The 12,109-nt window shown below is 71.4% G+C and carries 10 protein-coding genes; 7 read left to right on the top strand and 3 right to left on the bottom strand.

What is annotated here, in order from left to right; translation table 11 throughout:
• Nucleotides 1-880: 880 nt before the first annotated feature.
• Together ACFWXO_RS22160 and ACFWXO_RS22155 are read left to right on the top strand one after the other, a co-directional pair.
• Nucleotides 881-1,417, top strand: coding sequence for a hypothetical protein (locus ACFWXO_RS22160; protein WP_380525496.1), 537 nt, complete (start codon nt 881-883; stop codon nt 1,415-1,417).
• Nucleotides 1,417-1,896, top strand: a complete 480-nt coding sequence (locus ACFWXO_RS22155) for a helix-turn-helix transcriptional regulator (RefSeq protein ID WP_380525495.1) — start codon at nt 1,417-1,419, stop codon at nt 1,894-1,896. Before ACFWXO_RS22160 ends, ACFWXO_RS22155 begins: the two co-directional genes overlap by 1 nt.
• Nucleotides 1,897-2,795: 899 nt before the next feature.
• Here the strand turns inward: ACFWXO_RS22155 and ACFWXO_RS22150 are convergent.
• On the bottom strand, nt 2,796-3,653 hold the full coding sequence (locus ACFWXO_RS22150) for a hypothetical protein (protein ID WP_380525494.1): 858 nt from the start codon (nt 3,651-3,653) through the stop codon (nt 2,796-2,798).
• Between the two features lie 302 nt (nt 3,654-3,955).
• Here ACFWXO_RS22150 and ACFWXO_RS22145 point away from each other — a divergent pair, with 302 nt between their 5' ends.
• The 3 genes from ACFWXO_RS22145 (at nt 3,956) to ACFWXO_RS22135 (ending at nt 9,113) form a co-directional block, all read left to right on the top strand.
• Nucleotides 3,956-7,360, top strand: a complete 3,405-nt coding sequence (locus ACFWXO_RS22145) for a DNA polymerase III subunit alpha (protein ID WP_380525493.1) — start codon at nt 3,956-3,958, stop codon at nt 7,358-7,360.
• Nucleotides 7,361-7,417: 57 nt separating this feature from the next.
• Nucleotides 7,418-8,428 (top strand): hypothetical protein, encoded by a 1,011-nt coding sequence (locus tag ACFWXO_RS22140; RefSeq protein ID WP_380525492.1) that lies wholly within the window; start codon nt 7,418-7,420, stop codon nt 8,426-8,428.
• Nucleotides 8,429-8,591: 163 nt separating this feature from the next.
• Entirely contained in the window at nt 8,592-9,113 is a 522-nt protein-coding gene (locus ACFWXO_RS22135; protein ID WP_380525491.1) for a hypothetical protein, read from the top strand.
• Nucleotides 9,114-9,170: 57 nt separating this feature from the next.
• Here the strand turns inward: ACFWXO_RS22135 and ACFWXO_RS22130 are convergent, their stop codons facing one another.
• Both ACFWXO_RS22130 and ACFWXO_RS22125 read right to left on the bottom strand, forming a co-directional pair.
• The gene (locus ACFWXO_RS22130) at nt 9,171-10,166 is read right to left on the bottom strand and encodes a hypothetical protein (RefSeq protein ID WP_380525490.1); all 996 of its coding nucleotides are present in this window, start codon (nt 10,164-10,166) and stop codon (nt 9,171-9,173) included.
• On the bottom strand, nt 10,163-10,288 hold the full coding sequence (locus tag ACFWXO_RS22125) for a hypothetical protein (RefSeq protein WP_380525489.1): 126 nt from the start codon (nt 10,286-10,288) through the stop codon (nt 10,163-10,165). Before ACFWXO_RS22125 ends, ACFWXO_RS22130 begins: the two co-directional genes overlap by 4 nt.
• A 203-nt stretch (nt 10,289-10,491) precedes the next feature.
• Between ACFWXO_RS22125 and ACFWXO_RS22120 the strand changes: the two genes are divergently transcribed.
• Together ACFWXO_RS22120 and ACFWXO_RS22115 are read left to right on the top strand one after the other, a co-directional pair.
• Nucleotides 10,492-10,680, top strand: coding sequence for a hypothetical protein (locus ACFWXO_RS22120; RefSeq protein WP_380525488.1), 189 nt, complete (start codon nt 10,492-10,494; stop codon nt 10,678-10,680).
• A gap of 179 nt (nt 10,681-10,859) precedes the next feature.
• Nucleotides 10,860-12,101, top strand: a complete 1,242-nt coding sequence (locus ACFWXO_RS22115) for an endonuclease domain-containing protein (RefSeq protein ID WP_380525487.1) — start codon at nt 10,860-10,862, stop codon at nt 12,099-12,101.
• The last annotated feature ends 8 nt before the right edge of the window (nt 12,102-12,109 follow it).

The raw sequence follows: 12,109 nt of genomic DNA, 5'->3' as shown, positions 1-12,109 counted from the left end.
GGCCTGACGGCCGGTGGGGTGGGTGGGGGTTGGGGGAATACGCCTCCGGCGTATTCGGGGGTGTGGTGAACTTTGTGCCGTGGTTTCTTGGTTGGGCTGCTCTCCCGGTCCGGGCCGACGGCCCGGACCGGGAGGCCGGTGAACTTTGTGCCGCGCATTCTTGGAAGGGCCCTTCCCCCTTCCCCTGACGGGGAAATGACAGCCCATTCCCGACCGAAACCCGGAGCCCGTTCCCAGGGCCCCGGCGGGGCCCCGCGAGCACCACGACACCACCCCGGCACGGCACGGGCCCTGACGGGCCCTCCAGCACCCTCCCCCGGGCCTGGACGGGCCCGCACACCCCACACGGCACACGGGCAGCCCAACAGGCCGACAGGCCCTCCCGGGGCGCAACGGCCCGGCAGGGCAACAGCCGGGCCGCACACCGGCCAGACACAGGGCAGCACCAGGACGAATACCTCGCTGGGGCACAGCCCTCCGCCGGCGGCCGCGGAACCGCAAGGGCCTGACGGCCCATCAGGGAAGCCGTCCCCGCGGGGCCAGGAGATGGTTCCTCGCGCGCGCGAGGACCGCCTCTGGGGGATGGTCGCTCTTCTTTAGAAGATGGCAGCACGTTGCTGACCTGCGGAAACGCAAAAATTGCATGCACTCTTGAGCGCCTACAACAGCCCGATTTCGAGGCCAGATGCATGCATCTTTTACCCGCCTACATCCACAGGCTGTGCGTCTGGCTCGGGTCGGCCTCGACCGCAGACTCCGGCGGGCTCGGTGTCTCTCCGGTGGCTTCGACACGGCGTGTGGGAGCGGCTACTTGCAGGCTCTTTCATATGCGGTCTGATATGTTCTCAGGCGTTCCGAAGGACCACAGAGAGGACGGCCGGTGACGGACACCACGCCTGGCCGGCGCCGCAAGACAGCAGCTCAGAAGGTCACCAACGGGCTGGAGAACATCCTTGGTGACAGTCTCCAGCGGCTGCATGAAGCCAACCCTGGGATCGGCTTCACGCTGATCGCGGACACGAAGCGCGCCAAGCATGCCTCTGCCCAGACCCATGGAGGCAGCTGGGCCGGCATCGACAAGATGCTGTTGAAGAACATCCACCTCTTCGATTTCTCTAAGAGAGAGCGCGCTGTCCTCGACAACATGACCGCCGATGTCGACAAGGACGGCCTCTGGAGGGGAACGCAAGCGCAGCTTGCCGCGGAATTGCATTGCAACCAGACGACCGTTTCACGAGCTATTGTTAAGCTCGATAGTAAGAACTTTGTCTGGAAGGTTTCACGCGGGACCTACCAAGTGAATCCAACCTGGGCCTTCGGGTGGGGTTCTGACCACTGCAACAGGGTGATCGAGAAGATTGGTAAGAAAACGATGGCAGCCAAGGCCATCAAGATTCCCGGGAAGAAGGCGGCCTGATGAGCTCACCCGCTGAGGAGATTCCCCAGATTCCCCAGGAGGAGTTCTGGATGAACTCCCTGGTGTACGAGTACCTGCCGAACGCCAAGCTCACCTCTACTGAACGTGACGTCTTGGACATCCTGTTCAGCAGGCAGCAGTACGGCGGCCTGGTCGAGGTCACCCAGAAGAGCTTGGCGAAGCGGCTCGGAGTCCAGCAGCCGAACATCAGCCGCGCACTGACTGGCCTCGCACAGAGGGGCATCATCGATCCGCCTGAAATCCGCCGCCGCGGTCAGGTCCGTATCCACCCCCTGTTCGCCAGGTACCCGAGCGCCCGGCATGCGACCGCGGTCATGCAGGATCCCGATCTTGTCACCTGGTCCCTGAACATCCCGACCCCGGAGATGCGGCCTCCTCGGCTTGAGGCAGCACCGCGGACGACGAAGCGAACGGCACCGCAGCGAACGGAGCGGCCTGCTCTGCGAGTGGTGCGCTAGCTGATCAAGACCTTCTGGTGCCCGGCCCCGACATGGGACCGGGCACCAGCTCGTTCCGAGGGGGCAAGGCGAGAACCATGCGCCGCCATGTGCGGATTGATATGTCCGGTGAGGCGACGTGCTGCTTCCCGTAGCCACCAGCGCAGCTAGGTCGATGTATGCAGCCAGGATGCATGCGCGTACATATGCGGTTTGATATACACCTAGGCGCTGGTCGCTTCCTGCGAGGCTCGCCGGAGGTGGCGAACCGATGGTCGCGGGTGGGCTAGGCCGGCGGGCCGCAGTGCTCCGCTCCGGATGCACGTGCAGCTGTACTCGTCCGGCGCTAACGGCATCCCCTGGACACCCAGACCGGCGGGGTGATGACGCACGAGCATGAGCAGCTCAAACGATCTCTACGTCGCCGTCAGGCGGCTGCGAAGCCCGGCCAACGCGCTTCGCGAGCGGGCCGACCGTTGGGCAGCCGGAAGCGCGGAGGTTCGCGGTCGACGGTCGACCAGGGGCTCGGCGCCCTGCGGGCCTCGGCAGGGCATAGCCGTTTCCGTTCAGCGGCTGGAAAGCGTGTTCTTCCAGGACCGGCTGGATGGCCTTGCTCAGTGAAATAGGCGAGCTCCCTGTGGGTGTTGCAGAATCCCTGATTATTCCTCAGGGGACACTTCTAAAAGGAAACTGAATTGTTCTATCGCTCAGCAGGTCCCCGGGACTCCAGGTGGTCACTGATGGTAGCTGAATCTGGCGATCGGCTGGAGCGAGCTGGAGCGGGAGGGGCTTGGGAAGAGGTCTAGAGCACAGGAGTCAACGCGCGACATTCTCCATGAGGTCATGCCCGGAATCGGCTGACAGTACATGTCGCTGACCCGGCCGCCTCGGGCGGCGACAGGGCAGGGGACGCTGCACCACTATGGTCCGGCGGGAGACTTGAGCCAACGATCGACGAAGCGCTCCAAGCGCTGGCGCTGGCGGTGCTCGTCGGCGAGCACCGTGGCCAGGACGTCGTGGTCCACGTACGGCTCGATGGCAGCCATCAGCAGGGCGTGCAGGTCGTTACGGTCGAGGGCCTCGACCTCCCACTGGACTGGGCGAGCCGGGTCGAAGTCATACTTCGCGGCGAAGGCGGGCCAGCGCGGGTCGTCCTTCTTCCCCGCTGTGGGAAGGAGCCCGTAGGCGAGACGCTGCTCGTCCGTGAGCAGCACGCGCTCAACTGAGGCCCAGCAGGCGGTGCGGGCGAGGAAGTCGCGCTCGATGTCCTCGCCGGAGCAGTCGAAGTCGCCGACGTAGAGCAGGTGGGCCGGCCGTGGATCGCGAGCGGTGCGCTCGGCGACGACCTGGACGTAGGACTGGGAGCCGTACCCGCGCACCACGATCACCGGGATTCCGAACTCGTCGAGCCAGCCGGTGAACTGGGCCCGAAGGGTGTCCTTCTCCACCGCGACATAGAGCGCCGTTTGCTGGCCGCGGGTGCGGTCCAGCCGGAACCAGCTGGGCACCTGAATGATCATCTCGGTCGCGTCCTGCCAGGCCGGCGGCACGTGGACCCGGCGGACCGTGTCGACCAGGTCTGGGAACCGCTCCTCGCGGCGGGCGGCGGCCACGCGCGCCGACAGGTGCTTGTAGGAGGAGGCGGTGTGCGGGATGACCCCGGCCATCGTCAGCCTGTAATAGACCTGGCGCAGCGTGACGTCGCCTCCGTAGCCGAGTGCGACCTGCGCGGCCTTCTGGACTACCTCTGCCCACCGGATCCGTGTCACGAGGGACATGTACCCAACCCGCCCGACCGGGAGTCGCCATCGCGACCTGAGCGGAGGAACGTCGCAGGTGGGAGGGGGTGGCCTATTGATTTTCTTCCGCATCCGAGAGGGCGGTGGGCGCTGGGCGGGGCTGCCCCGGCGGTTGCGGCCGGTAGGTGCACCGGCGCGGCGCGAGGGCGGGTGCTGTATCCGAGTTCCGTGGGGGCTCGCTCGGCGCTACCTATTCGCACAAAGATTCGAACAGGGTCTAGGCTGCTCGTACGGGAGGGGAACCGGAGACAGCTGGGGGTCGTGGCGCAAGGAGGCGACCCATGGGCTACACCCACCTGCACGTCGCCTCGGGGTACTCGACCCGGTACGGCGCGGCGATGCCGTCGGTGCTGGCTGAGCGGGCCGCCGAGCGCGGCATGGCCGCCCTCGCGCTCACCGACCGGGACACGGTCTCCGGCGCTGTCCGGCACGCCAAGGCCTGCGCGGCGGCCGGCGTCCGTCCCGTCTTCGGTGCCGACCTGGCCGTCCCGCTCCTCGACCCGCCCACCGCCCCGGCCGGCCGGACCAGGACCCCGGCGCGCGGCGGATCTTTCGTCGCCGAAAGTGCCCCGCGGGCGACCCTGCTCGCCCAGGACCGCACCGGCTGGGCCAACCTGTGCGCCCTCATCACCGCGGGCTGGGCGCAGCGGGCGGAGGTCGGAGGTGGCCAGCCGGTGGTGCCGTGGGAGGCGTTGCGCGAGCACGGGGGTGGGCTGACGGTGCTGCTGGGGCCCGGGTCGGAGCCGGTGCGGGCGCTGGCGGCCGGGCGGGCGGATGTTGCGGCAGGGCTGTTGGGGCCGTGGCGGGAGGTCTTCGGGCCGGGGCTTCGGCTGGAGGCGGTGCACCACCGGCGGGCGGGGACGGGGCCGGGGTCGTTGCGGCTGGCGGCGCGCACGTTGGGGCTGGCGGCTGATCTGGATGTGCCGGCGGTGCTGACCAACGCGGTGCGGTACGCGGACGCGGGGCAGTCTCGGGTGGCGGACGTGCTGGACGCCGCGCGGCTGCTGATGCCGATCCGGCCGGGGCGGACCTGCAACGGCGAGCGGTGGCTCAAGCCGGGGGCGGAGATGGCCGTGCTGGCCGAGGAGGTGGCGCGGGCGGCCGGCCAGGAGCGCGGGGGTGCGGCGCACCTGCTGGCGTCGACGGAGCGGACGGCGGCGGAGCTGCGGGTCGACCCGGGCAGTGACCTGGGGATCGGGCGGGTCCACTTCCCGGAGGAGGACCGGATCGGGATCGGGCCGGGGACGGCCGGGCGGGTGTTGCGGGAGCGGGCCGGCGCCGCGATGGTTCGGCTCGGCTACGACCGCGACCGGGCGGCGGTCGAGCGGCTGGAGGACGAGCTGCGGGTGTTCTCCACCCTGGGCTGGTCGAGCTACGTGTTGACCGTGGCGCAGGTGGTCGAGGACATCAAGGGGCTGGGGATCCGGGTGGCGGCGCGCGGCTCCGGCGCCGGGTCGCTGGTGGTGCACCTGCTGGGGATCGCGGTGGCAAACCCGCTGGAGCACGGTCTGATCATGGAGCGCTTCCTGAACCTGCGGCGCAAGAGCCTGCCGGACATCGACATCGACGTGGAGTCCGCGCGCCGGATCGAGTGCTACCGGGCCGTGCTGTCCAGGTTCGGGCCGGAGCGGGTGGCGACGGTCAGCATGCCGGAGACCTACCGTGCCCGGTGGGCTCTGAGGGACACTGCGCTCGCTCTCGGGGTCGAACCGGCGGAGGCGGACCAGCTGGCCAAGTCGTTCCCGCACGTCGCGGCGCGGAACATCCGCTCCGCGCTGGCCGAGCTTCCGGAGCTGCGCTCGGTGGCGGCCGACGCTGAGCGGTACGGGCAGCTCTTCGACCTGGCTGAGCAGCTCGACGGGCTCCCGCGCGGGATCGCCATGCACCCGTGCGGAGTGCTGCTGTCCGACTCCAGCCTGCTGGCCCGCACGCCGGTGATGCCGACCGCCGGGGAGCAGCTGCCGATGTCGGTGTTCGACAAGCACGATGTGGAGGATCTTGGGCTTCTAAAATTGGACATCTTGGGCGTAAGAGCACAAAGTGCCATGGCGTACGCGATCGGGGAGATCGAGCGCACCACCGGCAGGAAGCTGGACCTGGACGACCGCGAGCAGGTGCCGCTGGACGACCCGGACTCGTACGCCATGCTCCGCAACGGCGACGGCCTGTCGGTCTTCCAGCTCGAAAGCGGAGGGCAGCGGGATCTGGCAGGCAGGCTCCAACCGGCCACCTTCCACGACCTGATCTGCCAGATCAGCCTGTTCCGGCCCGGCCCGGTGCAGGCCGACATGATCAAACCGTTCATCCTCGCCCGGCACGGCAAGCGGCCCCCGCAGTACCCGCACCCGGACCTGGTCCCCGTGCTCAAGGACACCTACGGCGTGGTGATCTTCAACGAGCAGGTGGCCGGCATCGTCGCCGTCATGACGCGTACCGACCTGTCGATGGGCGAGGAGGCCCGGCGCGCCCTCGGCAACCCGGAGCGGCTGCCCGCGCTGGAGGCCTGGTTCCGCGCCCGCGCCGCCGAGGCCGGCTACGACCGCGACGTGATCGAGCGCGTCCTCGACATCCTCCGCGCCATGGGCGCCTACGGCTTCGCGAAATCGCACGCCTGCGCGTTTGCGCTGGCCACGCTGCAATCGGCCTACTTGAAGGCCCACCATCCGGCTGAGTACGCCTGCGGCGTTCTTGAAGCGGACCCCGGCATGTACCCCAAGCGCCTGGTGCTGGCCGACGCCCGCCGCCGCGGCGTCGCCGTGCTGCCGCTCGACGTGCAGCGCTCCGACACCGTCTACCGCACCGAGCTCCTGCCGGACGGGCGCACCGGCATCCGGATCTCCCTCGCCGACATCCACGGCATCACCGCCGAGCAGGCCCGCCGGATCGCCGACGGCCGCCCCTTCACCGACCTGGCCGACTTCTGGGACCGCGCCCGCCCCTCCCAGCCGATCGCCCAGAACCTCGCCCGGACCGGCGCCCTCGACGCGCTCGCCCCCGGCGCCACCCGCCGCGAGCTCCTGCTCCTGGTCGACGAGCTCCACCGCACCCACCGCGCCAGTGCGATGCCCACCCAGCTCGCCCTCGCCGCCGCCGACCCCGGGCAGGCACCGGCCACCGGCCTCGGCGAGATGGACCCGGCCCAGCAGCTCCAGGCCGAGCTGGACGTCCTCGGCATGGACACCAGCCGCCACCTGATGAGCGACCTCCACCCCCTGCTGGCCGAGCTCGGCGCCACCCCCTCCACCGGCCTCGACCAGTTCCGCACCGGCCAGACCGTCCTCGTGGCCGGCGCCAAGGTCGCCAACCAAACACCCCCCACCCGCTCCGGCCGCCGCACGATTTTCGCGACCCTCGACGACGGCACCGGCATCGTCGACCTCGCCTTCTTCGACGACACCCACGAGCGGTGCGCCCACACGGTGTTCCACAGCTGGCTGCTCCTCGTCCGCGGCACCGTCCAGCGCAGAGGCCGCTCGGTGAGCATCGTCGGCACCCACGCCTGGAACCTGCGCGACGTCGCCGAGGCCCACCGCGACGGCGGCACCCCCGCCGTCCGCACCCTGCTCGCCGACCCCGCCGCAACCGACGAAGAGGAGGGCAGGCACGGCGACGCCCGCCGGCCCGGGCGCAGCGGTCCGGGCGGCGCCGGGCGGATGTGGCACGCCTCGGCCGGATCGGCGGGCTGAGCCATGCCCGTACCCAGCTCAACCGCAGGCGACGCGTACCGCCCGGCCGGGGGCCGGATGAACGAGCGGCAGATCCTCCACCTGCGCCTCGCCCAGCCGACCTTCGAGGTGTACACCGAGCTGTTCGACGTCCTCGCCCAGATCACGCCGGTCGTGCAGGCCCTGCCGCCCAACGCCGCCGTCCTCGACATCACCGGCGCGCTGCGCTACTTCGGGCGTAGCCCGGCGGGGCTCGCGGACCTGGTGCAGACCCGGCTCGCCGCGACCCTCGGCCTGCTGGCCGCCGTCGGCGGAGCTCGTACGCGGATGCTCGCCCAGCTGCTCGCCGACACCACCGAGCTCGGCGGGGTCCGAATTGTTGACGACCCCGGCGAGGCTCTGGTCTTCCTGCACGCCCAGCCGGTGCGGGGGCTGCCGGGAGTGGGCCCGGTGCTGGAGCGCGCGCTGGTGCGCTACGGCGTGGAGACCGTCGGGCAGCTCGCCGACCTGCCGGTGGCCACCGTCCAGCGGGTGGCCGGAGCCAGCACCGGGCGCCTGCTGCACGAACGGGCCCACGGCGTCGACCACCGCACGATCGCCGCCGGCGGACCGCCCGCCGCGATCGCCGCGACCCGCCGGTTCGAGCGCGACGTCCTGGAACCGGACCTGATCCGCCGGGCCCTGCTCGACCTGGCGGGCGAGCTCGGTGCCCGCCTGCGCGCTTCCCGCCAGACCTGCCGCCAGGTCGAGCTCCAGGTCACCTACGCCGACCGCTCCCACACCGTCCGCCGCCGGACCCTGCGCGAGCCCACCCAGCACACCCCGGACGTACAGGCCGCCCTGTACGGGCTGTTCACCGCGCTCGGACTGGAACGGGCACGGGTGCGGGCCGTGACCGCCCGGGTCGCCGAACTCGCCCCGGCGGCGGCGGGCTGGACCCAGCTCACCCTCGACCCGCAGACGGAGAGCAGCCGCGCCCTGGAGCCGGTGCTCGACAAGGCGGCCAACCGGTTCGGCCACGCCGCGATCCAGCCTGCGGCGCTGTGGCGTCCGAGGTCAGAACCGCGCGGCCGCTCGGCCAGGCGCTGACAGCGCGCCGAAAGGCGAGTCGGCCCGACGGTGCCAGCCGTCCCGATATCCTGCTGGCGGGCCGCTCGGTGTGTCGGTCCCGGACCGCTGACGGCCGCGACCGGCAGCACCAACGTCCTGACGGTGCCCCGCATCAACGCCCGCCTCGCAGCAGACTGTCCCGGTGCCGTCCAGTGGCCCGGATCGCGGGCCGGCCACCAGCAAGGACACCCGATGGTCAAGAACCACGCCCGGAAGAACGCCGCCCGGGCTCGCGCGGCCGAGACCGGCGAGAGCCACCAGGCCGCCGTCGCCGCCGCCGTCCGCGAGCGGCCCTCCCCCCCTGCCACTGCCCCCGCCCCCCGAGGAGATCCTCGCCGAAGGACGGGCAACGATCGTCGCCGCGCTCGGCGACCTCGCCGACCAGACCACCCACCCGCAGCGGCGCCGCCTGTACCTGGAACTCCAGCGGGAGGTCGAGGCGTCCACGACGTTCGCCGACATGCGCAAAGCCCGCGGAACCTTCGCCTACCGCCAGGCCGACAGGCACTGGATGGAGCGCTGGAACGCGCTGTCGGAGAACCCGCCCGAGTCCTACGAGGAGCACCACCGCGGCATCAACCGGTGCTACTGGGCGCGGCGGGTGATGTACGAGTGGGTCTGGCCCGGCGAGTGGGACAAGCACCTCTACGGGAGCGGGTACTGACGGCACGCACAGTGCGAGGCGCCGGCCCCGTGATGGTGGCTGGCGCCTCGCGACTTGTCAGAACCGGCTGCGCCGTACGACGGGCCGCACGGGCGGGCCCGCCTCGGTGCCCCGCAGTGCGAAGGCGGCGGTGCGGGTGCGTTCCAGCCAGCTCGCGACCTGGCGCAGCGTGGCGGGGTCGAGGTGGCGGGTGAGGTCGCGGACGGCCTGGTGGTCGTCGTCGGTGAGCGCGTGGAGGCCAGCGCGGTCGAGGGCGGTGTAGAGAGGCTGGGCCGCGGTGCCCGCGAGGCGGCGGTGGGCGGTGTCGGTGGTCTGGCGGGACTGGTGGGCTGCCTCGCGGGCGCAGGCGGCGACGTCCTGGCGGTGGCGCTCACGGCGCAGCGCGTGCTGGAGAGCGGTGTCGTGGTCGGGGTCGTAGCGCTCGGCCCCGGTCTCGGCGGTGTGGTCGCGCACGCGCTGCCACTCGGCGCAGACGGTGGCCGCGGCGGCGTAGGCGGCCTCGTCTCCGACGTCGGCGTACCGGTCGGCGGCGCGCTCGTCCTCCCGGGCCCGGTGCAGGGCCTGCTGGAGGTTCTCCAGGGGCATCCCGGCCGCTCGGCGGCGGACCCGGCTACGGGCGTCGCCGAACAACCCGTCCTCCTGATCGTCGTCCTCGTCCGTGGCACGGTCGGGGTGGTGGGGGTGCTGGGCGAGGGCAGCGTGCAGCGTGGCGCCTGCCTCCCACGCCTCGGCGTGGACGACGGGCTCCGGCAGGCCACCGCCGGGGCGGGTGCCGAGGACGATCCGGCCCTCGACCAGGGCAACCCATCCGTCCATGCCGTCGACGTCGCGCTCGGTCCAGCCGCGGGCCAGGTCGGCGCCCTGGTGGAGGGTGCGGATGCCGTCGTGGCCGCTCCAGCGCAGCCACATCGCGCCGCGCACCAACGGGGAGTCCAGGATCGGGCGGCCCAGGTCCCGGTCGGCGGGCGCGGGCCGGCTGCTGTACGGGGCCAGCTCCAGCCGTCCAGGGGCGGCGGGGTCGGTGTCGGTGGTGTAGGTGGTGCCGGTGGTCACGGCCGTTCCTCCTCGACGCGCACGATCCGGTACAGGCCGTCGCCGTAGAGGCGGTCGTGGCCGCTCTCCAGCTTTGCTTCGCTCTGCACTATCGAGAAGAACGTGAGGTTGTCCGATGCCATGTCCGTTCCCCCTACCGTGAGCCCGATACGGGCACCACTGTAGGTGCTCTCAGGACCTGACAACCGCCACTCCCCGCGCTACACAACTCCGATGGTGTGTCGCGGTATCTGACACATTTGTCGCGGTATCTCACACTCGGGCCAGTTACTCCGTACAGGTGGTGCCAGGTTCGGGGCCAGTGTCCGGTGGCACAGCCCCTGAAATGACGACTCCCACCCGGCACCGCCGTCGCGGCCCATCCGGACCTCCCGCCACTGCTCCAGGCCGGGAGGTCCGGCCGCTCGGCAACCCGTGCTGCCGGGCCTGGTCGAACGAGCACATCTCCCCCGGCGGCCTGGTGGTGCGCACCACCTGGCACGAGCCGGCCTGCGCGACCTGGGGCCGACGGTGACCCTGCGGGACGTGGCCCCCGTGCGCCACGGGGACCAGGGTGGTGCGCCGCGACGTCCACCTCGGCAGGGTGTGGTGACTGGAGGAGCGGTCCGCACCGGCGGCCGCCGCGCGGGAGATCTTCCCGTTGGCTCCGGCCACCCCGCAGGGTGTGTCAGAAGGTGCTGGCACCCTGCCACCGTGCTGATACCCCTCGCCGCCGCCCAGGCGACTGCTGCGTCCGTCCTCACCGCGCCCCCGCTGCACTTCGCCGCCGCGGGGCTCCACTCCGCCTTCGTCCGTGACACCGGCCACCTGTACCTGGGCGCCACGGCGCTGCCCGGCGTGAAGCGCAGCGGGGTGTGGCACGTCGACCAGGCCCTCCTCGATGAGGCCCTGCGGCAGCTCGCAGCAGTGGCGGCGGAACCTGGCCGGCTCGTCCCGTTGGGACTGCCCTGGACGGACCTCAACCGGAACTCCCGCTTCGACAACAACTGGCGCCTGGCCGTCCAGGGTGAACTCGTCGACCGCGCCGCACGTGCCCCCCGCCGCCCGTCCGCAGCCGACCTCCTCGACACCGGACTCGACCCCGCGGTGCACCGCCTGGCAGTCAAGGAGCTCAGCCGACTGCTCGGAGGTGTCCGGGAGCCCGACAGCCGTGACCCGCTTGTGGTGGCCGGAGTGGTCGTGATGGACGTGGTGCGCCGCCGGGCCGGCCGGTGGAGCATCCCTGAGGGGTGGGCGGACGTCCTTGACCGGTGGCGCACCGAGCACCTGGCGCTGCTCGCCCGTGCGCAGCGGTGCGCTGGGTGCGGCGCGGTGGAAGACCTGTCCTGGCCGACCGCGGCGGCCCGGGCCCGGCAGAACCGCGACTGGCGGTCGTCCGGCGCGGACGGCTGGATCACCCAGTGCCCGGCCTGCGCGGAGGGCGAGCACCGCTTGTACGGCGGTTCGATGCGGGGCGTGCGCTACACCAGCGAGCGGCGGCGGGCGACGCGCGCCGACAACTACCTCTGCGTGGTGTGCGGCCTGCGGCAGGCCGCCGTCTGGGACCACTGCCACGAACCGGCCCACGACTATGTGCGCGGGCCAGCGTGCGCGAGCTGCAACCAGGACGAACGCTCACAGAAGGGCATCTGGCGGACCTTCTGGAACCACGGCCCCGCGGTGCGGCACCTGCTGGAGTGCAACGGCTGCCGCAGCTCCGCCACCCTTCCTCCCCGGCACCTGGCCGCGCTGGCCGCCGCGCGGCTGCGGACCACCGCGCGGCACACCCGGTGCTCTGCCGAGCCCTCGGCTGTGATCGAGCAACTGCCGGAGGACGGCCTCCTTGCCCGGTTGCACTGCGCCGCCCACCCCGGCCGAGAAGTCCGCTGGGAGACAACCGTCGACGCGGCGACCGTCGCCGGGTGGGTCGCTGACCTGGCAGCCGAGCACTCCTGATCAAAGAT

The organism is Kitasatospora sp. NPDC059088, assembly GCF_042738155.1.
Classification (GTDB): Bacteria; Actinomycetota; Actinomycetes; order Streptomycetales; family Streptomycetaceae; genus Kitasatospora.
This window is presented reverse-complemented; position numbering and strand designations above follow the sequence as displayed.

What these genes read in the sequence shown, in the direction of transcription:
- ACFWXO_RS22140 (WP_380525492.1), top strand. Translation starts at nt 7,418, where the DNA reads ATGAACGAGCGGCAGATCCTCCACCTGCGCCTCGCCCAGCCGACCTTC.
- ACFWXO_RS22150 (WP_380525494.1), bottom strand. Translation starts at nt 3,653, where the DNA reads ATGTCCCTCGTGACACGGATCCGGTGGGCAGAGGTAGTCCAGAAGGCC.
- ACFWXO_RS22120 (WP_380525488.1), top strand. Translation starts at nt 10,492, where the DNA reads ATGACGACTCCCACCCGGCACCGCCGTCGCGGCCCATCCGGACCTCCC.
- ACFWXO_RS22145 (WP_380525493.1), top strand. Translation starts at nt 3,956, where the DNA reads ATGGGCTACACCCACCTGCACGTCGCCTCGGGGTACTCGACCCGGTAC.
- ACFWXO_RS22155 (WP_380525495.1), top strand. Translation starts at nt 1,417, where the DNA reads ATGAGCTCACCCGCTGAGGAGATTCCCCAGATTCCCCAGGAGGAGTTC.
- ACFWXO_RS22125 (WP_380525489.1), bottom strand. Translation starts at nt 10,288, where the DNA reads ATGGCATCGGACAACCTCACGTTCTTCTCGATAGTGCAGAGCGAAGCA.